The sequence below is a fragment of the Flavobacterium ginsengiterrae genome, assembly GCF_039539785.1.
Classification (GTDB): domain Bacteria; phylum Bacteroidota; class Bacteroidia; order Flavobacteriales; family Flavobacteriaceae; genus Flavobacterium; species Flavobacterium ginsengiterrae.
The window spans coordinates 69,514-96,131 of the sequence record NZ_BAABDU010000010.1 but is presented as its reverse complement, the minus strand read 5'-3'; the positions used below and the strand labels follow the sequence as shown (position 1 = coordinate 96,131).

Below are 26,618 nucleotides of genomic sequence, written 5' to 3'. Positions count from 1 at the left end.
TTATTTTTTTAATCTGTCGGTTAATTCCCGTTTATAGGTAATTCCGATTGGTAATTTTTCATTTTTAATAATCACAAAATCTTTTTCTGTAGAATCTATTTTGTCCAAAGCAATAATATACGATTTATGAATACGCATAAAATTCTTTTCCGGCAGGCATTTCTCTAATTCTGTTGTTGTTATCGAAGCCAGATACGTTCGTTTTACGGTATGAAGTTTTACATAATTTCCAAAACTCTGCGCAAATAACAATTGATCGAGTTCAATTTCAATAAAATAACCATCGACTTTTACACTTACAGAATTGATAATCTCTTCTGTTTTAGGTTTATGACTTTCTGTTGCAAAAAAGCGGTCGATTGCCTTTAAAAATCTCGGAAAATAAATCGGTTTCAGCAGATAATCAATTACGCCGTAATCATAACTTTCTAAGGCAAATTCAGAATATGCTGTTGTCAAAATAGTTTTTGGGTGTGTTGGCAGAATTTTCAATAATTCCATTCCCGAAATCTCAGGCATGTTAATATCAAGAAACATTAAATCTACTGTATTTTCGCGAAGGTAATTCATAGCTTCAATGCCATTATAACCTTGAAAAACCAATTCCAGCTGCGGATTTTGTTTTATATAATTGGCTAAAACATAATGCGCTGCGGGTTCGTCGTCTACGATAATACACTTTTTAGTTTCTTTCATCCTATAAAAACTTTTTAAGTTGTATTTCTAAATCAACAACATACGTTTCTTTATCATCATTAATATCTAATTTATAGTCTTTTCCATAAATTAAATTCAGACGTTCGATTGTATTTTTTAATCCGATTTTAGTCGAAATCACGTCGTTTTTCTTCGGAATTGAATTGGTTACGTGAAGTTTCAACAAACCGTTTTCAACTGTAATATCAATTTTTACAAAGCAATTTTCAATCGCGCAGGTTCCGTGTTTAAAGGCATTTTCAATAAATGCAATTAATAACATCGGCGAAATTTTATAGGTGTAATCTTTGTCTACTTTACTTTCAAAAGTAATATCGCATCGATAACCAACACGCTCTTTTTCCAGCTGTACATAACTGTTTATAAACTCCAGTTCGTCTTCTAAAGAAACACATTGTTTGCTGTTACTTTCTAACTGATAACGCATTAACTGCGAAACTTTCATAATCAAATCGGGCGTTCGGTCTGGAAATTCTAAACTGATTCCGTAAAGCGTATTAAATGTATTAAACAAAAAATGCGGATTTAATTGTCCTTTCAATGAATTCAATTGCATTTGATTGAACAATAAAGCCGCATCGGTTTGCTTTCTGTGAATACGATAAAACTTAAAAACAATAATCGGACTCAGAATGCAGACCAAAGTTCCTAAAACGCTCGCCAATTGGTAAGCATAACTTCTCTGATGTGAATTTTGATACAAATGACATTTGGCAAACATATCCAACATTGTGATTTCGTACAAAATGACCGAAAAGACAAAAACTCCAAAAAGCGTTAGAATAATATACGTTACAGGTTTATTTGCTTTGAAAAGAATCGGCAGTAAAAAGAATCGGTTAAATTGGGCATGCATGTACAAAATGCAATAGAAAAATATACCCATCATGATCGAAATGAAGGAGCTGAAAAGCATCCAGTCATTTTTTAAGGTATAAATCGTAAAGGAGAAAAGGACAACGGCGACCTCTTGCCACCATTTGTTATCCAGTATGTTATCAATTCTTTTGTTCATTCTTAATTCTGAAATAGTTTACAAAGTACGAACAAATATTTAATAATTATTTCCATTAAATGACAAATTCAATTCGTCATTTACTAGTGCAGTACATCACTAAACCTGACTTTTATCAGCGTAAGAGAAATAAATTTGTGTCATCAAAAAATATTCTATATCACACCTTGAGTTTATGTATTTCAAAAAAATTACCTTTTTATTTTTATTGATTTTTGCCTCAATCGGTTACGCTCAAACCCTGTCTTTAAAAGAAGCTGTTAAGACAGGACTTGAAAACTACGGTTCTATCCGAGCAAAAAACAATTACACCAATGCATCAAAAGAGACTCTAAAACAATCCCGTCGTGATTATCTGCCGAATCTTAACTTATCGGCACAGCAGGATTACGGAACCGTAAACGGACAAAACGGACCGCTTTACGGATTTGGAGGTTTAGGAGTAGCTTCGTCAGGTTTACCTCTTCCTGAACAAAACTGGAATTCGGCGTTTGGAGCGTTGTATTTAGTGAACATGAACTGGGATTTTTTCACTTTCGGAAAAACGAAAGAAAAAATCAACCTTTCTAAAATTGATGTTCAGGCTAAAGAAAGAGATTTACAGCAGGAAAAATTTCAACAGGAAATTAAAATTTCGGCTGCTTATTTAAATCTTTTGGCAAGCCAAAGATTATTGATTTCACAGCAAAAAAATCTTTCTCGTGCAGAAGTTTTCAAAAAGACGGCTGCTGCGAGAGTTAAAAACGGATTGTTGGCCGGAGTAGATTCTACATTGGCTACAGCCGAAGTTTCAAAAGCTAAAATTGCTTTGAACCTTGCAAAAAACTTCGTTAAAGAACAAAACAATAAATTAGTAGATTTAATGGGTGTTGCACCGCAGGATTTTGTGGCTGACACACTTTTTGTAACTCAGATTCCAAAAGAATTGGTTAAAAGTGAAGCTGCTACAGACAGTCTTCACCCATTATTGCAATTATATAAAACCAAAATTGATTACAGCAATCAACAGGTTAAATTGTACAAAAGATTCTATTATCCTACTATGACAGCTTTTGGCGTTTTGCAAACCAGAGCTTCTGGATTTGAAAATTCATACGCGACCGATCAAACCGCTTTTTCTAGAAATTATTGGGATGGAGTAAATCCAGACCGTTCGAACTATTTGATTGGTGTTGGAATTACTTGGAATTTAACCACACCTTTCCGTTCAAGCAAACAAGTAAGCGCTCAGAAATTTGTTTCGCAAGGTTTGCAGGAAGAATACAATCAGGCTGATCGCGAACTAAAATCACAGCTTAATTTTGCTGAAGATAAAATCAGAATTACTTTGGAAAACTATGCCGAAGCACCAATTCAGGTTGATGCTGCAAAAAGAGCGTACATCCAGAAATCGACTTTATACAAAAACGGCTTAACCGATTTGACTGATTTAACGCAGACGATGTATGTTTTAAACCGCGCCGAAATCGATCGTGATATTGTCAATAATAATGTGTGGCAGTCGTACTTATTGAAAGTTGCTGCAACAGGAAATTTTGACTTATTTATAAATGAATTTTAATTATAAATCCTAATGAATTTAATACGTTTTGCACTCCGCAAACCCATATCGATCTTAGTATTGGTTGCGGGTCTATTTTTCTTCGGAATCGGTGCCATCAAAGACATTAAGGTAGATATTTTGCCGAAAATGAATTTGCCGGTTATCTACATCGCGCACCCGTTTGGAGGTTATACGCCAGACCAGATGGAAGCTTATTTTGCCAAAAACTACGTGAACGTTTTACCTTTCTCCAACGGTATCAAATCGGTAGAAACCAAAAATATTCAGGGGTTAATGATTATGAAATTAACCTATTATGAAGGAACCAACATGGCGCAGGCCGCAGCCGAGTTAAGTGCGCTTTCGAACAGGATTCAGGCGGCTTTTCCTCCAGGAACACAGCCTCCGTTTATCATTCGTTTTGATGCTTCGTCTCTGCCGATTGGACAATTGGTTTTGAGTTCAAAAATTAGATCAAACAACGAATTACAGGATTTAGCCAACGTTTATGTTCGTGCTTCGTTTACTTCAATTCCTGGTTTATTATCTCCTGCTCCATTTGGAGGAAGCCCAAGAACAATTGAGGTTAACGTAGATCCAGATTTATTGCGTTCTCATAATATGACGCCAGACCAAATCGTAGATGCGATTCGTTTGAACAACCAAACGGCTCCGTCTGGAAACGTGCGTATGGGCGACAAAAACTATATTACACCAACCAACAATACGATTAAAGAAGTTAAAGATTTTGAACAGATTCCGTTATTCAAAGGCGGTGTTCAGAACTTAAAACTGGGCGATGTGGCTCAGGTAAAAGACGGTGCCGATATTACGGCGGGTTATGCTTTAGTAAACGGAAAACGTTCGGTTTATATTAGTATTGCAAAAGCCGGAGACGCTTCGACTTGGGATGTGGTTCAGAAATTGAAAAAAGAATTACCAAAAATTCAGAGTACACTTCCTGAAGATGTAAACATTACGTACGAATTTGACCAGTCAGTTTATGTAATCAACTCGGTAAAAAGTTTGATTACAGAGGGAATTATCGGTGCGGTTCTTACGGGATTAATGGTTTTATTATTCTTAGGTGATAGACGTGCCGCATTAATCGTAATTATGACGATTCCGATTTCGATTATTTCTGGGGTTTTATTCCTGAAATTATTCGGACAAACGATCAACTTAATGTCATTATCAGGATTGGCCTTGGCGATTGGTATTTTGGTGGATGAAAGTACGGTAACAATCGAAAATATTCACCAGCATCTCGATATGGGAAAACCCAAGGCACTCGCCATTTGGGATGCCTGTCAGGAAATTGCATTGCCTAAATTATTGATCTTACTATGTATTCTGGCAGTATTTGCTCCGGCATTTACCATGGTTGGTATTCCGGGAGCGTTGTTTTTGCCTTTGGCTTTAGCCATTGGATTTTCAATGGTTATTTCGTTCTTATTATCTCAGACTTTTGTTCCCGTAATGGCGAACTGGATGATGAAAGGTCACGAAAAACATGCACATGGTCCAGAAATCACAGATGATGAAGCCGAATTTAATGATTGTGGTTTAACTCCTGAATCTGAGCAAAATTTAATCGCTCAGAAAAAAGATTTAGTTGAAAGAGAAGATTTTAACGACGACGGAAAAGTAAGTGGTTTCGAGAAATTCAGAAACCGTTTTATGCGCACTTTAGACCGTTTGTTTGTACATAAAAAAATAACGAGTATTACGTATTTAGTTGTGGCTACAGTTTTAGCCGTAATCTTTATTGGATTTATCGGAAAAGACGTTTTCCCAAGAACCAATTCGAGTCAGTTTCAGTTAAGAATGCGCGCCGTTGACGGAACGCGTTTGGAAAGAACCGAAGAACAAGCCCGAGTTGTTTTGAAAGAATTAGAAAAAATGGTGGGCAAAGATCATATCGGAATCACTTCTGTTTATGTCGGTCAGCACCCTTCTCTATTCTCGATTAACCCGATTTATTTGTTCATGGCAGGTTCTCACGAAGCCGTTTTTCAGGTAAGTTTAAAAGATTATCATGAAGATATGGATGACTTTAAAGACGAGTTTAGAGCACGTTTGAAAAAGGTTTTACCAGACACCAAACTTTCTTTCGAACCAATCGAATTGACAGATAAAGTTTTAAGTCAAGGTTCTCCTACTCCAATTGAGATTCGAGTTGCCGGAAAAGACAAAAAACGAAACGAATTATACGCGACTCAAATTGTAGACAAACTAAAAGCGATTTCATATTTCAGAGACGTGCAGATTGGACAGCCAATTCATTATCCGGCTATGAATATTGATATCGACAGAACCCGTGCAGCTGAATTAGGAGTTGATATGAATGATATTTCACGTTCATTGGTAGCTTCGACCTCATCTTCTCGTTACACCGAAAAAAACAACTGGGTTGACGAAAGAGCGGGATTATCGTATTCGGTACAAGTTCAGGTTCCGTTGAACAAAATGAAAAGCAAAACCGATATTGGAGAAATTCCAGTATTAAAGAACTCGCTTCGTCCTGTTTTAAGTGACGTTGCCAAAATTACACCGGGCTTTGTAAGCGGTGAAAATGACAATTTAGGAGCCATGCCATACATTACCGTTACGGCCAACATCTACCAAACCGATTTAGGTACGGCATCAAAAGATGTGTCGTCAACAATTAGTTCATTAGGCGAATTGCCTCGTGGTTTGTTTATAACGCCAATTGGACTAAGTACTGTATTGACCGAAACATTAAGCAGTTTACAAACGGGGTTATTGGTTGCCGTTTTCGTAATCTTCTTAATGTTGGCTGCTAATTTCCAATCGTTCAAAGTTTCGCTGGTAATCTTAACGACGGTTCCTGCCGTAGTTTTAGGATCATTATTAATGCTGACTATTACAGGTTCTACGTTGAATTTACAATCGTATATGGGAATCATTATGTCGGTTGGGGTTTCTATTGCCAATGCCGTTCTTTTGGTCACGAATGCCGAGCAATTGCGCAAAATAAACGGAAATGCCTTAGAATCGGCTCGTGAAGCGGCTGCGTTGCGTCTTCGTCCAATTATCATGACTTCGGTTGCGATGATTGCGGGAATGTTGCCAATGGCGATCGGACACGGCGAAGGAGGTGATCAGGTTTCTCCGTTAGGAAGAGCGGTTATCGGTGGATTATTATTTTCTACATTTGCCGTATTATTAATCCTTCCGCAGATATTTGCGTGGGCACAAGAAAAAACATCGACACAATCTGTTTCTTTAGATCCTGAAGACGAAGAAAGCATCCATTATATCTCATCATTAAAACCAAAAAATGAAAAATAATATAAAATCAATCGCAATATTGTTTACAGCTTTATTAGCATTAAGCAGCTGTGAAAAGAAAAAAGAAGAAACTGCGAAACCAGAAATCGAACCTAAAGTGGAAACTTTCCTTTTAGCGAAAGAAAAACTGACTACAGAATTACGTTTACCAGCAGAATTAACGGGTTTTCAACAAGTTGATTTGTACGCCAAAGTGAGCAGTTTCGTAAAAACCTTAAAAGTTGATATTGGTTCTAAAGTAAAAAAAGGACAGCTTTTAATTGTTTTAGAAGCTCCGGAAATCAGTTCGCAATTAGCAGCTGCCGAATCGAGATTAAAATCGATGGAAGCAATTTATGCAACCAGCAAAAGCACTTACAACCGTTTGTACGAAACAAGCAAGGTGGAAGGAACAATTTCTAAAAACGATTTAGAAATGGCAAGCGGCAAAAAGAATTCTGATTACGCACAATATCAGGCAGCAATTGCAGCACACAAAGAAATCTCGATTATGAGAGGTTATCTTGAAATTCGTGCGCCATTTGACGGAGTTGTAGCAGCAAGAAATGTCAATTTAGGAACATTTGTTGGACCAGCAGGAAAAGGTTCAGATTTACCTTTATTAACGATTCAGGAGCAAAGTAAATTACGTTTGGCGGTTTCGGTTCCGGAATTGTACACAGGATATCTGCATCCGGGCGACGAAATGAGTTTTAATGTAAAATCGTTACCAGATACTTTTACCGCAAAAATTACCAGAATGTCTGGCGCTTTAGATTTAAAACTGCGTTCTGAAAGAGTCGAAATGGACGTTCACAACACCAGCGGCAACTTACTTCCTGGAATGGTTGCCGAAGTTTTATTACCGCTTAACGCGAAAGACAGCACCTACGTAATCCCGAAAACGGCTTTAGTAAGTTCTGCAGAAGGACTTTATGTGGTAAAAGTGGTTAACCATAAAGCAACCAGAATTGACGTTAAAAAAGGAAGAGAAATCGACGATAAAGTAGAAATATTTGGCGATTTAACTCCAAATGATAAACTGGTAAAAATTGCCAGCGAAGAAACTAAAGAAGGCGATACAATAAACGAATAACCTGCGTTTAGCCTTTTTAGTAGATTACCATTAACTGTACGCATTCGTTAGAATGCAAATCTAAAAAATTTGCCTAAGGACAGTTCCTCTTTTTGGAGGGATTGTCCTTTTTTATATCTTTTTATTTTTCAAAAGATTTGACATTTTTTTCTAAAAAAATCAGGTAAAAACACTTGCTTTTTTTATTCTACTTATTATTAAAATTGTTTCTCAATGCTTTATTAAAGCAATTATGGTTTTCCGTAAAAATACAGCAATTCAGATAATTAAATTTGAGAATAATTTAATTAATAGACTTTAACTAACTAATTGAACCGTTATGAAAATAATTTTACCAGAGTTACGAGAAAAAATAAAAATCTATAATAACTACATAATTAATTTAAAAGATATTGAAAGAGAAATCGAAATTGTTGTAAATGAGAAAAACAGAAGTTATATTACATTTAATTACAACAATAATAAGTATTGCATAACTGGAAATAAGAACATATATTCTGACAATACTGATTTCATTTTATTGTCAAATGGGGCTCCTACAACTGAAAAAATTGTTATAAAAAAGTGGATAAAACATCCTGATATGAATGAAAACGATCCAAGTATAATAATTGATTCTTGGAAAGATAGCTTTGTTTATAAAAGTGATAACAATTCTAAAGTTAGCGGAGAAGGATTGCGAAAACCACAATTAGGAGCCATACATAATATTTTAGGGCATTTTACAAATTCGAAAGAAGCTGGTATTGTTGTATTGCCAACTGGAACAGGAAAGACAGAAACCATGCTTTCTGTATTAATAGCTAATAGATGCGAAAAACTTCTCGTTATTGTACCTTCTGATTCTTTGCGTGGTCAGCTTTCCGAAAAATTTATTTCACTAGGTATCTTAAAAAAATTTGGTATTGTTTCTCAATCTGCATTATATCCAAAAGTTGGAATATTAGATACAGGAATAAAAAAAATAGAAGATTTAAAAGATTTTTTTGAAAAATCAAATGTTATTATATCTACAATGAATTTAATTTCAAATATACCTAATGAATATATTGAAATTATTGCTGGTCTATGCTCACATTTATTTGTTGACGAAGCGCACCATGCAAAAGCAAAACAGTGGAGCAGAGTAATTGGATATTTTGAAAAAGGAAAGGTAATACAATTTACAGCTACACCTTTTAGATACGATGGAGAGCGTCTTTCAGGAAAATTTATCTATAATTTTTCTATGAAGGATGCACAAGAGCAAGGTTATTTCCAAAAAATTGATTTTATACCAGTTAGAGAATATGATAGAGAAATTGCTGATAAGGAAATTGCTTTAAAAGCCATTGAAAAATTAAAAGATGATAGAGATATTAAAAAATTGGATCATTTTCTCATGGCAAGATGCAGAACCAATTTAAGAGCTGATGAAGTATTTAAATTGTATGAAAATTATACTGAGTTTAATCCCGTTGTAATCCATTCGAATGTTTTAAACAGACAATTTATTCTAGAAAACATAAAAAAAGGAAAACATAAAATAATAGTGTGTGTTGATATGCTTGGAGAAGGTTTTGACTTACCTGAATTAAAAATTGCAGCATTACATGATATAAGAAAAAGTTTGCCTATTACCCTTCAGTTTATTGGAAGATTTACAAGAGTCAGTAATTCAATTAAATTAGGGAATGCTTCATTTATTGCTAATTTAAGACAAGAAGGAATTGAGGAAGGTATAGATTTACTTTATAATAAGGAATCTAATTGGAATACTATTTTACCAGATTTAAGCCAAATTGCAACTCAAGATCAGATTGATTTTAGTGAGTTTTTAGCAGGATTTAATAATATAGAAGAATCAGATATTCCTTTTCAAAACATAAATCCTGCATTTAGTACATTAGTTTATAAAAATTCGAAAAATGTCTTTCAGAAATTAAATGTAATTACAAAAGAAGATTTTCCTGAATACAAACATAGGTTCATCTCATATAATGAAGAAGAAAGGACTTTGGTTATTTTATTAGGTAAAGAATTTAATGTTGAGTGGGGAAGTTTTAGTGAATTTCAAAATTTTGATTGGCATTTAATGGTAATTCATTATGAGACCAAAAATAATTTGCTTTTTATCCATTCATCAGTTAAAAAAGAAAGTTTTAATTTTTTAGTTGATAAAGTTTTTGTTGAAGGATATACAAAAATTTCAGAAATTGATGTATTTAAGGTATTTTACAACGTAAAGAGATTATTGTTATTTAACGTTGGTATGAGAATGACTCCAGGAAAGGATAAGAGTTTTCAATCTTACTTTGGCAGTAATTTACAATCTGCTATAACAAAAGCTGAATTAAATGCTGGTTTTAAGAATAATATTTTTGGAGTTGGATTTGAAAATGGAGATAAAGTCTCTTTTGGAGCTTCAACTAAAGGTAAAATCTGGTCATATTTAAGAGGGAATTTAAAAGAGCTTACAAATTGGTGTTCAAGTGTAGGAGATAAATTAATTGATCCGGACATAGATCCTAATGAAGTGCTGGATACACTAGAACCCAAAGTTATAGAAACAAGACCAGCGTCAATACCTTATTTTATTGACTGGAATCCTCTATTTTATAAAGAAATCGATAAAAAGTACGTACTAAAAATTTCAGGTGTCTTATTTAACTTATGGGATTGTGAATTACAAATTAAAAATCCAAGTGAAACAGGAGATATATTATTTGATTTATTAACTGCAAAGGATATAATTAGTTTTAAATTAGTAATAAATACAAATGGATTTAAAATAGAAAAAATTTCAACATTAGATGTTTTAATAATAAAAGGAACACAAGAGCCAAAAACTTTACTTAGTTATTTTAATGGAGATTATCCTCCTCAGATAGGTTTTATAGAAAATTCTATTCTTTTTGGAAATCGATATATAAAATATAATGAAGAAATTTTAGATTTTCCAAAAAATGAAATTATACCTTTTCATTGGGAAGGAGCAGATTTAACAAAAGAATCAATGGGATTTGATGAAAATAATTTTGTAAAAGATTCTATACAATACAAATTATATGAATCATTGCAAAATGAAAATTGGGATGTCATTTTTAATGATGATGATAGAAATGAGATGGCAGATTTAGTAACATTAAGAGATGAAGTCAATAAGGTTTGTCTAAATTTATATCATATCAAATTTGTCAGTAAAGGAGACAAACAATCTATAGCTGTTCCAACTAACAATTTAGAAAAATTAAATTTATATCAGATATGTGGACAAGTTCAAAAATCTATCAATTGGAAGTATAAAGATTATAAATTTTTTAAAGAGCATTTCAATAGAAGAGAGAATTTGAAGAAACTAATAAATAAAACAAGGATTTTAAAAGGTGATTTAGATCTAATCGATGAAGTGTGTAACAGTATGAGAAAAAAACCTTTAGAAATTCAAATTTTTTTAGTGCAACCTGGAATAAACAAAAATGATGTTTCTGAAAATGTTCTCAAACTATTATATGTTACAGCTAATCATTTAGAGATTACAGCTGGACTAAAGTTAAAAGTAATAGGATCTGAAATTTAAACTTAAAAAATGATACGAATAGTTGATACAGAAATAACCAAACAACTTGATTTAATTAAAACATTTGCAAATGAACTTTATTTTAAAGAAATATGTCAATTTGAATTGAACGAAAAATTAGAAAATATTCCATGGAATAATTTAACACATTCAGGACTTTATTTAATAGAAGTTAGAAATAATAAGAATTTCGATTTTTTTGAAGAATGGGTTAATGATTTTAAATTTAGATGGGAAGACAAAAGCTATTTAAAAAAGTTTACTCCAAATTTTAAATTGAAAAGAATAAAAGCTCATAAAGAATTAAAAGAATGGATTCCTTTATACATTGGGAAATCTAAGAACATTAAAACTAGATTGCATGGTCATATTTATAAAGAGTTAGGTAAAACAACTTTTGCTATGAAACTTTTAGCAAGAGAAAATATGAAACAAGAAACTTTTAGAATTAGTGTAATAAATCTTCAATTAACAAATTATGACGCTATAATTCCTGTTATAGAAAATCAATTAAGAAATAAAATAAATCCACTAATTGGTAAACAATAAATTAAAACCTCGACTTTTTTAAAAATCGAGGTTTTTCCATTTTTACAAACCTTACTCCTCACTCAAATAAGGATTCAAAATCTCCGCCAATTCATTGAGCCAATAATAATTGTCTTCAAAATTTGCTAGTCCGATTTGGAGGGTTTCGTGTTGTCGCATGACGGCGACAGCTAAAATGCAGTTTACTTGTCTTAGTATTTTAGCCATATCTTCGGGATCGATAATATGGTTAAAAAAATCAATCAGCCTTGTTTCGGCTTCTTTGGAAAGGGTGTTGTTTTTCATAAAGTGAAGAATTTAAGAAAAACCCTCGCGCCTTAGCAGTCTTACGCTTCTTCACGGCGTCAAAGTCCTTTCGGAGCTTTACTACATAGCACAAGGGCAAATTTTAATGCGTTCTTAATGTGAAGATTTAAGAACTGCAAATGTAAGAAAAATACATTTTAAAAATAAATATTTTCTTACAATATTATTTCTATATTTATCGGCTTTATAATATATCAAATGTATAAAATTCGTGATTAGAATTTTGATTATTAAATGTTGTTTGTCATTTTTGAGAACGAAATCAAACACACAGGTTTAAAATTCGCTATGCATTACTTTTACGAATACTCAAATTTGTAGCTGAATTTTTATATTTTTGTTTTAAGATAAAACGGTTGTTTTAGTATCAATTCCATTCATACTATAATGAATTTGTATTATTTTTAATTGATTATAAATGAGTAATTCCGAACTTACTCTGAGAATAAATAAAATGACGACAATAGAGCTTTTATATCAAACGTTAAATGAACGCAGGCGACCAGAAGACATTGCAGAAATGGTTTTCGAATTAACAAAAGATAGTTTGACAAACAATGAAAAGCTTCTTTTAGAAAAAGCATCAAAAGGTTCGTTATCAAAAAACATTTACGGTTATACCTCAATGCTTCAGACTTTTGCAGAAGCCAAAGGAGCAACAAAACAAATTGAAAAGGCTTTAGAAATTTTTCAGCTCAATCCCAACACTAAATTTGATTATAATAATCAAAAAGATATAGAAGAATTTATCGCACTTGTTTCTCCGATTATCAATAAAAGTATAGGAAAAAACGATTTTAAGGCTGATAGACTTAATAAATCGCAGAGAATAGAAAACGGAATTGATTTATCTAAACGCAATTACAATAAAAAGTGGCGACTGCTTAAACGAATAGAAAATAAATTATTAAAATTTATTACGGAAAGTAAAAAAGTTGAATTTCAAAAAATTGCAAAACACGGCTTAATTCATACTCTGAATTTTACAAATTTCTCTTCAGATATAAATACTGCCTGTTTTATTGCTTATTATAATGCTCGATGTAATCTTAGAAGTGTTTTTACAAATGAAAGTCAGATTAGATCTTTTGATGAAATAAGTGAAATGCTATTAAGCAAATGCAATAGAAAAGATACACAATTACCAAACCCGACCAATTGGTGGGCAATAGCACATATTTATACAAGTCAAGAAGTATTATCTCATTTAACAGACCATCAGAAAGGATTACTCTTGGGCAAATGGACAACTATATTACAAGAAATTGCTGCATTTTTAGATCAAATCTGGAATCAAAATGATATAAATAGAGAAACTATGGTTGTAAAAAGAGGCAATGACTCTACAACTTGGAATAATACAGCAGGCGCATGGAATAAAGCAAGAGATAATTGGATGAATTTAATCTATTCATTAGGATTAGATTATATTCTGGAAGAAATTTGTTTTGGTAAAACATTACGACTTATGGCTGCTGATGTAGTTGCCTGGCATTTTTCGACAAACGGAAAACTTGATCCCAATACTGAAGTATGGAATAAATTACCTTTGCCTTGGGAAATTTTTCAAAATAAAGTAAATTGCAACAAAGATTTGGTTATTAAGTATTGCGAACAAGCAGGCCTTGATCCAGAAAAATCAGGTTGGATAGCTCCTAGAACACATGGAGTGGCAGAATTTACTCCAACGCCAGAGCTTGTTCATGGCGTTGCAATTTCTAATCCATTTTTAGCGACGGCTTTAAAAAGACATCGATTTTTTTCAGGGAAAAAATAATACTTCTTATTCCTTAATTTAAATAAAACAGATAGGTTAGTTCAGTGGTAGAACATTCGGCTCTTTTACCGAATAGACGTAGGTTCGAGCCCTACACCTATCTCAAATTTCTGATATAGCTCAGTGGTAGAGCATTCGGCTCTTGGACCGAATGGACACAGGTTCGAGCCCTGTTATCAGAACAAAACAGCAAAAAAAACTTTGAGCAATTATCTTATTCAGGATATGTCGCTCCGTTGGAGCTTTTTGTACATCACGCATTATGAAACTATACATATTTAATTCCTCTGGAATTTTTAATTCATTTTTATGAATAAAATTCGATGTCAAAAAAATAATTTTAAAATCATTAACATGAAACCTGGACTTTTGCCTTAACTTTGTTTATCAACTTTAGTAAACTAAAAATCATGCAGGCAATCAACATCACAGCGTATACAGAAGATGCTTCACAAATTGAGGCTGTAAAAGCTTTTATGAAAGCACTAAAGATCAAATTTGAAATCGCAAATGTAAAGCCTTACGAATTATCGGCAGAACAACAAGAGATATTAGACAGTCAGGTCAATTCAGATAAAAGCGAATACAAAGATGCAGAATCAATTTATACAGATTTAAAAAAGAAGTATGAATTATAAAATTATTGTTTCTCCGATTGCATTAAAAAATATCGAAGAAGCTGTTGAATACTACATTTTTAAAGCCAGTAAAAAAGTTGCTTTAGATTTTCTTAATGATTACAAGAAAGTATATAAGGCTTTACAAATAAATCCTTTTTATCAAATTCACGATACTAATTATCGTTTCCTGCCTTTTAAAAAATTCCCTTATGCTGCTTTCTTTATGATAGACGAATTATCTAAAACCGTTTTTCTAAATGCTGTTTTTCATACTTCACAAAATCCTGAGAAATATCCAAAATAATAATTTTAAAAAACAATTAAATCAGATTCAATCAGCGTGAAACAAAAAAATGCAAGACCAAAATTGATCCTGCATTTTTGTAATTTGATAATCTAAATAAAAAGATATTTACACTCTCTGACGCTCGTGTATTCCTTCTTTAATTTCTTCCACCATTTTTTTATTAAAAGCGGGTAAATCATTTGGGTTTCGGCTGGTTACTAATCCTTGGTCTACAACTACTTCTGAATCTTCCCATTGTGCTCCGGCATTTTTCAAATCGTTTTTAACAGAGAAAAACGAAGTTACTTTACGACCTTCTAAAACATCGGCATCAACCAAAATTTGAGGGCCGTGACAAATAGCCGCGACTGGTTTTTTGCTTTCAAAAAACGAACGTACAAAATTTACGGCAGCTTCTTCTCTTCTTAATAAATCAGGATTTATAACTCCTCCCGGAAGAACCAAAGCATCGTAATCGGCTTCATTTGCTTGATCTAAAACTACATCGACATTATATTCTTTGCTCCAGTTTCCGTCTTTCCAGGATTTAATAGTTCCTGATTTCAAACTTACAATATCTGCATTCCAGCCTTGTTCTTCCAAGTAAGCTTTTGGAGATGCTAATTCTGATTCTTCAAATCCGTTTGTGGCTAATATGGCTATATTCTTTTTCATAATTTTAAATTTTTAAAACGTTATTAATTTGATTTACCTAAAATTAGGTATTTCAAACAGCCAGCGAAAACGTACGATGTTAAAGGTTTCTTTAATAAAAGTTAATTAATTGTAGTTCAAATATTTATTAAAAATTAAATTAAAATTATATAAAATTGATGTCGATTTAGTTTGGTATTTTATACCAGGAAAACTAACGGAGTGTATGAATTAAATCGTAAAAAGTCCCAGCGGGAAGAAATATCTATAGAAAACAAATTACCTATTTCAAAAAAGCCCCAGCGGGGAAATATAATTTATGATATGTCGCTCCGCTGGAGCTTTTGGTACGGTACGCATTATGAATCTATACATATTTCATTCCTCCGGAATTTTTAACGATCGTTTTTTCAACGGATTGAAATCCGTTGCTACAATATAAATAATTTCTAACGGAATTTCGAAAAGAGCCATCGGTTCGAAAAATATTTTAGCCCGGGATTTCAATCCCGGGTTAATGAATCCCGGATTAATAGATTCCCAAAACAAAAAAGATCCAAAGGATCGAACCATTTTATCCACAACAATCCAAAAACCATAAGAAAAAACTTCAATAACTTCAATGAACTTATATGGTTCAAAAAAATAAACCGTATTTTTGAAAATCTTTTAAAAAAACATCTGACGATTCAAAACACCCTGTTTTAATCAAAAATCAATAATATTATACCATTTATGAATGTTTTACTCATTGAAGATGATAAACGCATCAGCGAATTTATTGTAAAAGGTTTAGAAGAAAACAACTTTACCGTGCACCTTGCCGAAACGGGCGAGATCGCGCGCGAACTGGTTCAGGAAAATACCTGGGATATTATTTTGATGGATATTATGCTTCCTGGAATCGACGGAATCCAGCTGACGAAATTAATGCGTTACAAAAAGATTCATACCCCAATTTTAATGCTCAGCGCACTCAGCGATACCGACGATAAAGTGACCGCTCTGGATTCTGGCGCCGATGATTATCTTGTAAAACCTTTTCATTTTAAAGAACTGATTTCGAGAGTCAATGCGCTTACACGCAGAACGAAATTCAATTACAACGAACCCGAAAATTTATATACCTGCGGAGATTTAACCATTAATCCGCAGGAACATAAAGTGACTGAAAATGATCAGCTTATCGATCTTTCGCCAAGAGAATACAAACTGCTTTTGTATTTATTAGAAAACAGAAATAAAGTTCTGTCGCGAACGCAGATTCTTACCGCAGTTTGGGGCATTAATTACGATAATAATACCAATGTGGTTGATGTGTATATTTCGTACCTGAGAAATAAAATCGAACAAAATAATAAGTTCATTCATACCATAAAAGGAATTGGGTATATGCTAAAAGAGGAATCATGAAGATACGTAACCGTTTTACCTTAATCTCTTCTTTGACGTTCAGCGTGGTATTTGTGATTGCCTCGCTGATTACGTATTTTTCGTTCTACAGCTATTCGGAGAAAATCGTTTATAACGAACTGCAGAAAACCTGTTTATTAACGGGAATTTTTTATCTCGAAAAAGATGAACTGCCCGAAAATCAGCATTTACTTATCGGACAGCAGTTTAAGGAGAATTCACTCGAAATCATTACAAGAGTTTACAACAAACAAAATCAGATTGTTTACGGCGATAAACATATTGACAACAATATCACTTCGGCAAAACTGGATTATATCCGCAAAAACCGAAAACTGAGTTTTAAGTCCAAACATCACTTTTATTTCGGAAGTTTTTACCACGACAATCAGGGCGATTTTGTTGTTTTAGTCAAAAAAAACGATACCGAATTTAAAACCATGACCGACAGATTGCTTATTATTATGCTTTTGGTTTTGGTTTCGGGATTAATCAGTATTTATCTCGTGAGCCGTGTGCTTTCTAATCTCGCTTATAGCCCGATAAAAAATATTATCAATCAGGTTAATGAAATTCAGGCTTCTTCTCTCGACAAACAAATTGTTTCTTCCAATACCAAAGACGAAGTTCAGGAATTGATAGAAACCTATAACCAGCTTCTGAAACGTCTTTCGGATACTTTTGTGATTCAGAAAAACTTTATCAATTACGTTTCGCATGAATTTAAAACGCCTTTAACAGCCATTTCTGGAAATCTGGAAGTCTTTGCCCAAAAAGATCGTACGAGCGCCGAATACAAGGAAATGTCGGAGAAAGTATTAGAAAACGTTTACGAAATCGAAAACACAATGAATACTTTAATGATGCTTTCTGGACTTCGCACTAATATGGAACTCAACGAAATTTTCAGAGTTGATGAACTCGTTTGGGACATTAACGATCAATTGTCTGAAACGTATCATTTAAAAGGACAAATTCAGATTGCGCTTGAAGTTACGAATGATAAACTGCTTTCGATACAAGGAAATTCGAACGAAATTAAAATCGCTTTGTTCAATATCATCGAAAATGCGGTAAAATATTCCAAAGAAAATCCAATCAAAATCAGTTTATTAGAAGAAAACAATCAATTAAAAATTGAAGTTGAAGATCAGGGAACCGGAATCAGCGCAGAAGATCTGCAATTTATTAAACAAACCTTTTACCGAGGCCAAAATGTAAGCGATATAAAAGGAACCGGAATCGGACTTCCGCTGGCCAATATGATCTTCAAACAGAATAATATTGAGTTTACCATCAGCTCAGAAAAAGACACTGGAACTGTTGTAACACTGCTTTTTCCGAAACTCTAATCGTTTTCTAATCTAACTCTTACTGGTTTCTAACAGACATCAAATTACCACTTAATACGTTGCCAATAGCTTTGCAACTTATTAAAACCGATGTAATTTGAAACGTATACTTTTAACACTGCTTTTTATTGTATCGCTCAAAACTATGGCGCAAAATGCCATTATGAGTGATACAATTGTTCTTTCGCGAAAACAGGCCGAGTCTTTGTTTTTGGAGAAGAATATTTCTCTTATCGCCGAGAAACTCAATATTGACATTGCCGACGCACAGGTTATTCAGGCAAAATTATGGCCGAATCCGAATCTGGATGTTGGTGAAATCAACCTTTGGAATAATGCTACGGCACAGCAATTACCACCACTTTGGGGCAATTTCGGAACTACTTCTCAGGTAAATGCCGAGCTTACACAATTGGTTCAGACTGCAGGAAAACGTAAAAAATTAATTGCAATGGAGAAAGTAGGCGTTGAAATTGCCAAAGAATATTTCTCTGCTTTTCTTAGAAACCTAAAAATCGAATTCAGGGATAATCTTACCGATTTGCAATACAATCAGGCACAGCAAGAAGTGTATCAAAAACAACTTGCTTCGATGCAGACTTTGATTAAAGCTTACGGAAATCAGGTGGCTCAGGGCAATATCGGTAAAGGCGAATACATTCGTTTAAAAGCATCTGAATTGAATTATCTAAAAGAAATCAACGATTTACAAAAGGAAAATAATTCATTACAGAAAGAGCTGAAAGTTTTAATGAATCTTCCTGCCACAAGTTTTATCAAATTGACAGATGAAGGTTTTGTTCCTGAAAATAAAAATATCAACGAACTGAATCTGGCCAGTCTTATGGATTCGGCAATAGAAAATCGTCCCGATATGAAAGTCCTGAAACTCGGCAACGAATACAATGACAACAAATACAAATACGAAAGAGCTATGCGTACGCCAGACGTAACACTTGGTGTAAGCTACGACCGTGGAGCAAGTTTAATGAATGATTTTGTGGGTGTTGGATTCTCGCTTGATCTTCCGTTTTTCAATCGAAATCAGGGAAACATAAAAGCCGCCAAACTGGCTTCTGATCAAGGAAAATTGATGACCGAAGAAAAAACAATCAGCATACAGGCAGAAGTTTTAAATACCTATCAGGATTATTTAACCACGAAAAAACTTTACGAAAGTGCCGATGCGAGCTACGAAGGCGATCTGGACAAACTGCTGGAAGCGTATCGCAAAAACTTTTTACAGCGTAATACGAGTCAGTTGGAATATCTAGATTTTGTAGATGCGTATTTAGACAACAAATCTATTCTGCTGAATTCTAAAAAAGATCTGAATAAAAACCTCGAAGAACTGCGCTACATCACGGGACAGGAAATTAATTAAGAAACCCATTCAATTAAAATATAAAAGATAATGAAGAAACTTATTGTACTCCCAATGCTTGGGTTAATGCTCGTTTACGGATGTGGCAAAAAGGAAGAAATTAAAAAAGCAGTCGAAGAAAAATTCTGTATCGACAAAGCTTTAAAAGAAAAAATAACGATCGAAAAAGTAGAAAAACGTGCTGTAAGCGAATCGATCAATCTTACGGGAAACATCACTTACAACGCCGATCATGTCGTTCAGTTTAACAGTCTTGTTGAAGGTATTATTACCAAAACGACTTTCTCTTTGGGCGATTATGTCAAAAAAGGACAGGTTTTAGCCGAAATAAAAAGTACCGAATTAAACAGCATGCAGTCTGAAAGCAGATCGTTACAGTCTCAAATTGCCGTGGCTCAACGTCAGTTGCAAGCTACTAAAGCAATGTTTGAAGATGGAATTTCTTCTCAAAAAGATCTTTTACAGGCACAAAGCGAATTGGACGTTTTAAAATCTTCGCTTCAAAATGTACAAGCCAATCTTGCTATGTTCAGTGCTAGTAGCGAAAGATCAGTTTTTCAAATCAAAGCGCCGACAGAAGGTTTTATTGTCGATAAAAACATCAGCACGGGAATGCAGGTTACAGACAGCAGTGAGCCTTTGTTTACCATTTCTGACTTAAAAGAAATCTGGGTTTTGGTAAACGTGTATACGAGTAACCTAAAAAATGTAAGCGAAAATATGCAGGTTGATGTAACAACTCCGGCATATCCGGGAGAAGTTTTTAAAGGAAAAATCAACATGCTTGGAAAAGTTTTTGACGCCGATGAACACGTTCTAAAAGCCCGAATCGTAATGGATAACCGAAACCTGAAACTAAAACCAGGAATGACCGCTGATATTATTATTGATAAAAGTCTGGGCGGAGAACAATTAGCTGCAGTTCCTGCAAAAGCCGTGATTTTTGACAACAACCGCGATCATATTCTAATTTATAAAAACGACTGTACGATTGAGTCGAGAGAAGTAAATGCAAAAATAAAAAACAACAACTGGCTGTATTTTGACAAAGGAGTTAACGAAGGCGAAATGGTCATTACCAAAAACCAATTGTTGATTCACGAACGATTAAAAAACTAAGCATCCCGAAAACGGATAAATACAAGACAACATGAAAAAATTTGTACAAGGTCTGGTTGCTTTTTCGCTGAAAAACTCACTAATTGTTTTTTTCCTGACAGCGGTTCTGTTCGTAGCAGGAATTGTGAGTTATATTCACACGCCGATTGAAGCATTCCCAGACGTAACCAATACAAGAGCCAGAATTATTACACAATGGCCAGGAAGAAGTGCCGAAGAAGTCGAAAAATTCGTGACACTTCCTATTTCCAAACAAATGAACACGATCCCGAAAAAGGCAGAAGTCCGTTCGATTTCCCTTTTCGGATTATCAGTAGTAACGGTTTTATTTGATGACGGCGTAGATGATTTTTACGCACAGCAATACGCCTCCAACCGAATGAGCGGACTCGATCTTCCCGAAGGAGCCGATGCCGAGATCGATCCGCCTTCTGGGGCAACGGGAGAAATCTTTCGTTATGTCATCAAAAGTGACTTGCCGATTAAAGAAATCAAAGCCATTCAAGATTGGGTAATTGAGAGAGAACTGGTTTCAGTTCCAGGAGTTGCCGATGTGGTAAGTTTTGGAGGTGAAGAAAAAATGTTCGAAATCAAAATCAATCCAACCGAACTTGAAAATTATAATTTATCGGCATTAGATGTTTACGAAGCCGTTTCTAAAAGCAATATTAATGTCGGTGGAGACGTAATCAAACGAGGCGATCAGGCGTATGTAGTGCGTGGAGTTGGTTTGATTAATAAAGTCGAAGATATTGGCAATATTTTAATTGAAACCAAAGGCGGAGCACCCGTTTTGGTAAAACACGTAGCCGAAGTTTCAATTTCAGCAAAACCAAGATTAGGACAGGTAGGTCTTGACGGAAATGATGATGTCGTAGAAGGAATTGTAGTTATGCTTCGCGGAGAAAATCCTGGAGAAGTAATTGCGAGACTAAAAGAACGTTTAACAGAATTGAACGAAAGAGTCCTGCCAGATAATGTGAAAATTGTTCCGTTTATTGATCGTACCGAATTGGTAAATACAACCGTAAAAACGGTAACCAAAAACTTAATTGAAGGTGTTTTACTGGTTTCGTTAATCGTATTTATTTTCCTTTACAACTGGCGTACTTCGCTGATTGTGGCTTCGGTAATTCCGCTTTCGTTTTTGTTTGCGATTGTCATGTTACGAATTCAGGGACTGCCTGCGAACTTGATTTCGATGGGAGCTTTAGATTTCGGATTACTGCTCGAAGGAACATTGGTTATTGTCGAAAATGTCTTTGTTTCCCTCGAAAAGAAAGCGCACAAAGTGGGAATGGAACGCTTTAACCGTATGAGCAAAATGGGCTTAATCAAGAAAAGCGTAGGAAGTGTGGCAACTTATATTTTCTTCGCCCTGATTATTTTGATTATGGCTTTAATGCCGATTTTCTCTTTCACGAAAGTGGAAGGAAAAATGTTCTCTCCCCTAGCCTTTACGTTAGGTTACGCTTTATTAGGTTCGCTGATTCTGTCGCTTACGTACGTTCCAGCGATGTGTAAAGTGATGCTGACGAAAAATATTGTAGAGAAAGAAAACATGATTTCGCGTTTCTTCAGAGAAAATCTGTACAAGCTTTTTCAATGGAGTACCAAACATCGCAAATTGACGCTATATGGTTTCTTAGCTTTATTGGCAGTTTGTTGTGCGCGATTTGCTTTTTACGGATCAGAATTTATTCCGAAGCTGAATGAAGGTGCGATTTATGTGAGAGCAACGCTTCCGAATAGTATCAATTTGGATGAATCGGTTCGACTGACACAGGAAATGAAAGCCAAAATCAGGAAGTTTGAAGAAGTAAAATTTGTGCTTTCGCAGACGGGAAGGCCAAATGACGGAACCGACCCGACCGGATTTTTTAATATCGAATTCCATATTGAATTAAAACACAAAGACGAATGGAAACACGATATCAGTAAAGAAGAACTGATTGCCGAAATCAAGAAAATACTCGATGTATATCCGGGAATTGCCTTTGGTTTCAGCCAGCCGATTCAGGATAATGTTGAAGAATATGTAGCGGGAGTCAAAAGTCCGCTAGCAATTAAGATTTTTGGAAACGACCTTTTTGAACTCGAAGAAATGGCTGCAAAAGTGGCCAATTCGATTAAAGATGTAAAAGGAATTGAAGACATCAACGTGTACAAAAATATTGGTTTACCAGAATTGAGAATTCAGCTTGACGACGAAAAAATGGCGCGTTATGCCGTAACAACTGCAGATGCGCAGGCAGTTATTAGAATGACGATTGGCGGGCAGGCAGCAACAAAATTCTACGACGACGAAAAGATTTTTGATATTACACTTCGTTTTGAAAAAGAATATCGTGATTCGAAAGAAAAAATCGAAGGTATTTTGATTCCGACCATGAACGGTAAAAAAGTGCCATTAAAAGAAATCGCAACGGTAGATTACAAAACCGGACCGACTTTTATTTACCGTGAAGGAAACAGCCGTTATATCGCCGTAGGTTTTAGTATTGAAGGACGCGACTTGGGAAGTACGATCGAAGAAGCGCAGAAAAAAGTAGCTGCCGAAGTAAAACTTCCAAAAGAAAACGTCATCAAATGGGCGGGCGAATTTGAAAGTAAAGAACGTGCTTCTAAACAATTGGCAATGATTGTTCCAGTTGTATTGATTTTGATTTTATGTCTGCTGTATTTCAACTTTGGTAATTTCAAAGATACACTTGTAGCGATCAGCGCGATGCCTTACGCCTTTATCGGCGGATTTATATCGCTTTGGGTTACGGGAACGATTTTCGGAATTTCGGCGGGAATTGGATTTATTATTCTCTTTGGAGTAAGTGCGATTGACAGTATTGTCCTCATCGGAATGATCCGAGAAAACATGCGCGCCGGAATGCATTTAAAAGATGCCATTTCTCACGGAATTTACAGCCGTATCCGTCCGATTGTGATGATTGCTTTAATGGGATCTTTAGGATTATTGCCTGCAGCACTTTCGACAGGAATGGGTTCTGAAGTTCAAAAACCTCTTGCGATCATGATTGTGGGCGGTTTAATAACCTGTATGATTTTGTCTTTAACGGTTTTACCTCAGGTTTTTTACTTGGTTTATCGTAAAAAAGATACAAACATAGAATCGTAATAGTAATTTATTTTAAAACACCTTTAGGTTTAATTATTTAAAGGTGTTTTTTTTATTTCGAATTAAAAAAAATAACAGGATTAATCTGAAACATCAAAAAGAAAGTTCAATTAAAAACGAATGAAATGAAAGAAACAGATTTAATTAAACACGTTACACTCAGCATAAATCCTAAATTTCAGGATTGGGTATTATTTCAAAACGGAACGTATATCATATTTGAAAATGCAGATGCCATTAACAATTTAGAAGAAGAAGCCATACGATTAATCGAAAAATTTGGTCCCGTGTCTATTGGAAATTCTTCTGAAGATTTTGATGTTACTAGTTTAAATAAGACAGAAGGATGGATCGTTTCCTGCCACGGATATGGCATTTATACGTATGTAAGTCCGCAAGAAATAAAATCTAAAAACGTGAATCAAATTGGTTTATTTGGACGCACTAAAAGAGATTTGGATGGCAGAAATCCAATCATAATACATATCAACCGATAATAATAATCTAAAAAATAAACGCAAAGAACGCAAAGGTTTCGCAAGGAACGCAAAGTTTATAACATACAGCTTTGCGAAAAAAACTTTAAAAAAAAACTTTGCGCCTTAGTGTCTTGGCGGCGAAAAAAAAATAATTCCTTATATTTGATAATATGCAGGAAATGATATCTATAAAAACTTTTGATGAAGCCGAAGAACTTCAGAATCCGAGACGTGTTTTAAAATACGTCCTGATTTTCTGTACCTCTGGCGAAGTCACGGTTTCTGTAGATGAAAGTGAATATATCCTTATTCCGAATACGGTTTTAACGATTACTTCTGGGCAGATTCATTATTTTACTAATAACAAATTTGCGCAAGGTTATGTTTTAGAGTTTACTTATAATTTCTTCTGTAAAGACGATACCGACATGGAACTGATTTTTCATAACGGTTTGTTTTGTCATTTTGCAATGAATGAAATTATCTTGGTGGATAACAACCAAATCGTAATTGATCAATTAGAAGAAATCACAAAGGAATTGATTGAAGAACCGTATCAATATCTCATTTCCGTTCATAGCCGAATCGAATTAATTCTCGTTGAAATCAACCGAACCAAAATCAAACGCGGAGACGAAATCTACAAACCCGATGCTTTGTTTCTGCATTTTCTGGAAACCGTTTTAAGAAACTTCGACAAAAATCTTTCCGTTGCAGAAATCGCTGATTTGATTGGTACTACGGAATCCAAACTCAACGAACTTTCTAAACTGCACTGCGATAAAACCGCTCAAAACATCATTTTCGGTTTAATTATTTCTGAAGCGAAACGTCTTTTTAATTACGAGAAACTTTCGGTTAAAGAAGTGGCGTATACTTTGGGTTTTAATGATCCTTTTTACTTTTCGAATTTCTTCAAAAAACACACTAATATTTCGCCGAAAGCTTATAAAGAGCATTTATTGATATAATTCTACATGCTTTTTCCAGAATTCTCTATTCTTTAAAATTGACCACTCTCCCATCTTTGTATTGTAATTATTTTAAACAATTTAAAAGCAATAAAAAATGGAAAAGCAAATCACAAGAACAAGCGAAATCAATTGGAAACCACTTATAGAAGAAGGCGTAAACACAGACGGAATTTCTGTAAAAGCTTTATGTTTTGATCCAATCGCGAAAAGACCAACAGCATTTTTATCGAAGTTTGAAGCGGGAGCATCGTATCCAAATCACGTTCATCCCGCGGGGAGAAGAAATTTATGTTCTGGAAGGTGAAGTCCGTTCTGGAAAAGACGAATTAAAACAAGGCGATTATTTGTATATGCCGCCGGGAAGTACACATTCTGTATATTCTAAAACAGGTTGTGTTTTATTGTTTATTGTTCCTGAAGAAGTTGTGATTTTGAAGTAGTTTTTTTTCGCGAAAAATCCCAGCGGGACGAAATATGTATGGAAATAAATTTATGCAAGTTTTCAAAGAGCTCCAGCGGGGTGAAATGTTATTATTTATAATATATGTCGCTCCGCTGGAGCTTTTAATTTGACAACATGAATTTTTTCTATATTTTTTTAATTCCTACGGAATTTTTATCTTTTGACAATATAAATCACCTCAAATCCTTCTTAATTACCAAATATTTCAAATTGGTATTTCCTGCATTGCTGATTCCGTGTTCGGCATTTGGCGGGCAGTACAAACTGGTATTTGGACCAACAACAACCGTTTTTCCGTCTAAGAAAAAAGAAGCGGAACCTTCGAGAATATAAAAGAATTCTTCTTCAGGATGATGATGCGGTGCGTGTGTTGATTTTCCAGGTTCAACAATACTCATTTTAAGCGTGTTTTCGTGAGTGAAGTTTTTATCGCCAAACCAATATTGATAACCTACTTTGGTTTTGGTGGCTTTGTCTAAATCAAAATGATTGACGCAGTTTTCTATTGTGTATTGTGGTGGTGTCGTTTCTTTTTTAGTTTCCTGCGAAAAAGCTGTTTGTTGGAAAAATAAAAGAGTGATTGTGGTTTTTAGGATCGTTAGTGTTTTCATTTTTTTTTATTGTAATGTTACGAAAAAATCTCCTATGTTGATTTCGATTTACATTTCACAGAAAGTCCCAGTGGGACGAAATATTTCTAGAAAATAATTCGTCCTATTTCAAAAAAGCCCCAGCGGGGTGAAACATGCTTTGAATTAATATATCGCTCCGCTGGAGCTTTTACAAACTGGTATTAATAATCTATAAATATTTCATTCCTCTGGAATTTTTATTAACCAAATGCAATAAAATTATGAAAATGATACGTTCTCGCCTAGCCCCGAT

At 34.3% G+C, this 26,618-nt stretch carries 22 protein-coding genes and 2 tRNA genes; 19 read left to right on the top strand and 5 right to left on the bottom strand.

Annotation, left to right across the window (positions count from 1 at the left end):
- On the bottom strand, positions 1-696 hold the full coding sequence (locus ABD859_RS22545) for a LytR/AlgR family response regulator transcription factor (protein ID WP_345147018.1): 696 nt from the start codon (positions 694-696) through the stop codon (positions 1-3).
- Position 697: 1 nt separating this feature from the next.
- Entirely contained in the window at positions 698-1,732 is a 1,035-nt protein-coding gene (locus ABD859_RS22540) for a sensor histidine kinase (protein WP_345147017.1), read from the bottom strand.
- Positions 1,733-1,907: 175 nt separating this feature from the next.
- On the opposite strand from ABD859_RS22540, the gene ABD859_RS22535 reads away from it, so the two are divergent.
- The 5 genes from ABD859_RS22535 to ABD859_RS22515 all read left to right on the top strand — a co-directional run bounded on the left by ABD859_RS22535 (position 1,908) and on the right by ABD859_RS22515 (position 11,773).
- Positions 1,908-3,293: a TolC family protein gene (locus tag ABD859_RS22535; RefSeq protein ID WP_345147015.1), complete on the top strand. Its 1,386-nt coding sequence runs from the start codon at positions 1,908-1,910 to the stop codon at positions 3,291-3,293.
- A gap of 12 nt (positions 3,294-3,305) precedes the next feature.
- A complete protein-coding gene (locus ABD859_RS22530) occupies positions 3,306-6,590 on the top strand; it encodes an efflux RND transporter permease subunit (RefSeq protein ID WP_345147013.1) in 3,285 nt (1,094 codons plus the stop codon).
- On the top strand, positions 6,580-7,665 hold the full coding sequence (locus ABD859_RS22525) for an efflux RND transporter periplasmic adaptor subunit (protein ID WP_345147011.1): 1,086 nt from the start codon (positions 6,580-6,582) through the stop codon (positions 7,663-7,665). Before ABD859_RS22530 ends, ABD859_RS22525 begins: the two co-directional genes overlap by 11 nt.
- A 319-nt stretch (positions 7,666-7,984) precedes the next feature.
- Complete coding sequence (locus tag ABD859_RS22520; RefSeq protein WP_345147010.1) at positions 7,985-11,224, top strand: DEAD/DEAH box helicase; 3,240 nt, start codon at positions 7,985-7,987, stop codon at positions 11,222-11,224.
- Positions 11,225-11,233: 9 nt separating this feature from the next.
- Positions 11,234-11,773 (top strand): hypothetical protein, encoded by a 540-nt coding sequence (locus tag ABD859_RS22515; protein WP_345147009.1) that lies wholly within the window; start codon positions 11,234-11,236, stop codon positions 11,771-11,773.
- A 51-nt stretch (positions 11,774-11,824) separates the two neighbouring features.
- Here the strand turns inward: ABD859_RS22515 and ABD859_RS22510 are convergent, their stop codons facing one another.
- Positions 11,825-12,058 carry a hypothetical protein gene (locus tag ABD859_RS22510; RefSeq protein ID WP_345147007.1) on the bottom strand — a complete coding sequence of 78 codons (234 nt, stop codon included), beginning with the start codon at positions 12,056-12,058 and terminating at the stop codon, positions 11,825-11,827.
- 439 nt (positions 12,059-12,497) lie between these two features.
- Here ABD859_RS22510 and ABD859_RS22505 point away from each other — a divergent pair, with 439 nt between their 5' ends.
- The 5 genes from ABD859_RS22505 to ABD859_RS22485 all read left to right on the top strand — a co-directional run bounded on the left by ABD859_RS22505 (position 12,498) and on the right by ABD859_RS22485 (position 14,780).
- On the top strand, positions 12,498-13,856 hold the full coding sequence (locus ABD859_RS22505) for a hypothetical protein (RefSeq protein ID WP_345147005.1): 1,359 nt from the start codon (positions 12,498-12,500) through the stop codon (positions 13,854-13,856).
- A 30-nt stretch (positions 13,857-13,886) separates the two neighbouring features.
- Positions 13,887-13,959, top strand: a tRNA-Lys gene (locus ABD859_RS22500).
- Positions 13,960-13,965: 6 nt separating this feature from the next.
- A tRNA-Lys gene (locus tag ABD859_RS22495) sits at positions 13,966-14,038 on the top strand.
- Between the two features lie 228 nt (positions 14,039-14,266).
- Complete coding sequence (locus ABD859_RS22490) at positions 14,267-14,494, top strand: DUF2683 family protein (protein ID WP_345147004.1); 228 nt, start codon at positions 14,267-14,269, stop codon at positions 14,492-14,494.
- On the top strand, positions 14,484-14,780 hold the full coding sequence (locus ABD859_RS22485; RefSeq protein ID WP_345147003.1) for a type II toxin-antitoxin system RelE/ParE family toxin: 297 nt from the start codon (positions 14,484-14,486) through the stop codon (positions 14,778-14,780). The genes ABD859_RS22490 and ABD859_RS22485 overlap by 11 nt, the downstream gene beginning before the upstream one ends.
- A 108-nt stretch (positions 14,781-14,888) precedes the next feature.
- On the opposite strand, the gene ABD859_RS22480 is transcribed toward ABD859_RS22485, so the two are convergent.
- On the bottom strand, positions 14,889-15,437 hold the full coding sequence (locus ABD859_RS22480; RefSeq protein ID WP_345147001.1) for a type 1 glutamine amidotransferase domain-containing protein: 549 nt from the start codon (positions 15,435-15,437) through the stop codon (positions 14,889-14,891).
- A gap of 714 nt (positions 15,438-16,151) precedes the next feature.
- On the opposite strand from ABD859_RS22480, the gene ABD859_RS22475 reads away from it, so the two are divergent.
- From ABD859_RS22475 to ABD859_RS22435, 9 genes are all read left to right on the top strand, one after another.
- On the top strand, positions 16,152-16,829 hold the full coding sequence (locus ABD859_RS22475) for a response regulator transcription factor (protein WP_345146999.1): 678 nt from the start codon (positions 16,152-16,154) through the stop codon (positions 16,827-16,829).
- Positions 16,826-18,181: a sensor histidine kinase gene (locus tag ABD859_RS22470; RefSeq protein WP_345146997.1), complete on the top strand. Its 1,356-nt coding sequence runs from the start codon at positions 16,826-16,828 to the stop codon at positions 18,179-18,181. The genes ABD859_RS22475 and ABD859_RS22470 overlap by 4 nt, the downstream gene beginning before the upstream one ends.
- A gap of 97 nt (positions 18,182-18,278) precedes the next feature.
- Positions 18,279-19,565, top strand: coding sequence for a TolC family protein (locus tag ABD859_RS22465; protein ID WP_345146995.1), 1,287 nt, complete (start codon positions 18,279-18,281; stop codon positions 19,563-19,565).
- Positions 19,566-19,595: 30 nt separating this feature from the next.
- Positions 19,596-20,684 carry an efflux RND transporter periplasmic adaptor subunit gene (locus tag ABD859_RS22460; protein WP_345146993.1) on the top strand — a complete coding sequence of 363 codons (1,089 nt, stop codon included), beginning with the start codon at positions 19,596-19,598 and terminating at the stop codon, positions 20,682-20,684.
- 31 nt (positions 20,685-20,715) lie between these two features.
- On the top strand, positions 20,716-23,817 hold the full coding sequence (locus ABD859_RS22455) for an efflux RND transporter permease subunit (RefSeq protein WP_345146991.1): 3,102 nt from the start codon (positions 20,716-20,718) through the stop codon (positions 23,815-23,817).
- A gap of 125 nt (positions 23,818-23,942) precedes the next feature.
- The gene (locus tag ABD859_RS22450; protein ID WP_345146990.1) at positions 23,943-24,314 is read left to right on the top strand and encodes a hypothetical protein; all 372 of its coding nucleotides are present in this window, start codon (positions 23,943-23,945) and stop codon (positions 24,312-24,314) included.
- A gap of 161 nt (positions 24,315-24,475) precedes the next feature.
- Positions 24,476-25,267, top strand: coding sequence for a helix-turn-helix domain-containing protein (locus ABD859_RS22445; RefSeq protein WP_345146989.1), 792 nt, complete (start codon positions 24,476-24,478; stop codon positions 25,265-25,267).
- Positions 25,268-25,364: 97 nt separating this feature from the next.
- Complete coding sequence (locus ABD859_RS22440; RefSeq protein WP_345147069.1) at positions 25,365-25,574, top strand: cupin domain-containing protein; 210 nt, start codon at positions 25,365-25,367, stop codon at positions 25,572-25,574.
- Positions 25,504-25,710, top strand: a complete 207-nt coding sequence (locus ABD859_RS22435) for a cupin domain-containing protein (RefSeq protein ID WP_345147068.1) — start codon at positions 25,504-25,506, stop codon at positions 25,708-25,710. Before ABD859_RS22440 ends, ABD859_RS22435 begins: the two co-directional genes overlap by 71 nt.
- 196 nt (positions 25,711-25,906) lie before the next feature.
- Here ABD859_RS22435 and ABD859_RS22430 read toward each other — a convergent pair whose 3' ends face one another.
- Entirely contained in the window at positions 25,907-26,344 is a 438-nt protein-coding gene (locus ABD859_RS22430) for a cupin domain-containing protein (RefSeq protein ID WP_345146988.1), read from the bottom strand.
- Positions 26,345-26,618 lie beyond the last annotated feature (274 nt).

What these genes read in the sequence shown, in the direction of transcription:
- ABD859_RS22530 (WP_345147013.1), top strand. Translation starts at nt 3,306, where the DNA reads ATGAATTTAATACGTTTTGCACTCCGCAAACCCATATCGATCTTAGTA.
- ABD859_RS22445 (WP_345146989.1), top strand. Translation starts at nt 24,476, where the DNA reads ATGATATCTATAAAAACTTTTGATGAAGCCGAAGAACTTCAGAATCCG.
- ABD859_RS22540 (WP_345147017.1), bottom strand. Translation starts at nt 1,732, where the DNA reads ATGAACAAAAGAATTGATAACATACTGGATAACAAATGGTGGCAAGAG.
- ABD859_RS22510 (WP_345147007.1), bottom strand. Translation starts at nt 12,058, where the DNA reads ATGAAAAACAACACCCTTTCCAAAGAAGCCGAAACAAGGCTGATTGAT.
- ABD859_RS22515 (WP_345147009.1), top strand. Translation starts at nt 11,234, where the DNA reads ATGATACGAATAGTTGATACAGAAATAACCAAACAACTTGATTTAATT.
- ABD859_RS22545 (WP_345147018.1), bottom strand. Translation starts at nt 696, where the DNA reads ATGAAAGAAACTAAAAAGTGTATTATCGTAGACGACGAACCCGCAGCG.
- ABD859_RS22505 (WP_345147005.1), top strand. Translation starts at nt 12,498, where the DNA reads ATGAGTAATTCCGAACTTACTCTGAGAATAAATAAAATGACGACAATA.
- ABD859_RS22470 (WP_345146997.1), top strand. Translation starts at nt 16,826, where the DNA reads ATGAAGATACGTAACCGTTTTACCTTAATCTCTTCTTTGACGTTCAGC.
- ABD859_RS22455 (WP_345146991.1), top strand. Translation starts at nt 20,716, where the DNA reads ATGAAAAAATTTGTACAAGGTCTGGTTGCTTTTTCGCTGAAAAACTCA.
- ABD859_RS22450 (WP_345146990.1), top strand. Translation starts at nt 23,943, where the DNA reads ATGAAAGAAACAGATTTAATTAAACACGTTACACTCAGCATAAATCCT.
- ABD859_RS22440 (WP_345147069.1), top strand. Translation starts at nt 25,365, where the DNA reads ATGGAAAAGCAAATCACAAGAACAAGCGAAATCAATTGGAAACCACTT.
- ABD859_RS22520 (WP_345147010.1), top strand. Translation starts at nt 7,985, where the DNA reads ATGAAAATAATTTTACCAGAGTTACGAGAAAAAATAAAAATCTATAAT.
- ABD859_RS22535 (WP_345147015.1), top strand. Translation starts at nt 1,908, where the DNA reads ATGTATTTCAAAAAAATTACCTTTTTATTTTTATTGATTTTTGCCTCA.
- ABD859_RS22485 (WP_345147003.1), top strand. Translation starts at nt 14,484, where the DNA reads ATGAATTATAAAATTATTGTTTCTCCGATTGCATTAAAAAATATCGAA.
- ABD859_RS22475 (WP_345146999.1), top strand. Translation starts at nt 16,152, where the DNA reads ATGAATGTTTTACTCATTGAAGATGATAAACGCATCAGCGAATTTATT.
- ABD859_RS22525 (WP_345147011.1), top strand. Translation starts at nt 6,580, where the DNA reads ATGAAAAATAATATAAAATCAATCGCAATATTGTTTACAGCTTTATTA.
- ABD859_RS22480 (WP_345147001.1), bottom strand. Translation starts at nt 15,437, where the DNA reads ATGAAAAAGAATATAGCCATATTAGCCACAAACGGATTTGAAGAATCA.
- ABD859_RS22490 (WP_345147004.1), top strand. Translation starts at nt 14,267, where the DNA reads ATGCAGGCAATCAACATCACAGCGTATACAGAAGATGCTTCACAAATT.
- ABD859_RS22460 (WP_345146993.1), top strand. Translation starts at nt 19,596, where the DNA reads ATGAAGAAACTTATTGTACTCCCAATGCTTGGGTTAATGCTCGTTTAC.
- ABD859_RS22430 (WP_345146988.1), bottom strand. Translation starts at nt 26,344, where the DNA reads ATGAAAACACTAACGATCCTAAAAACCACAATCACTCTTTTATTTTTC.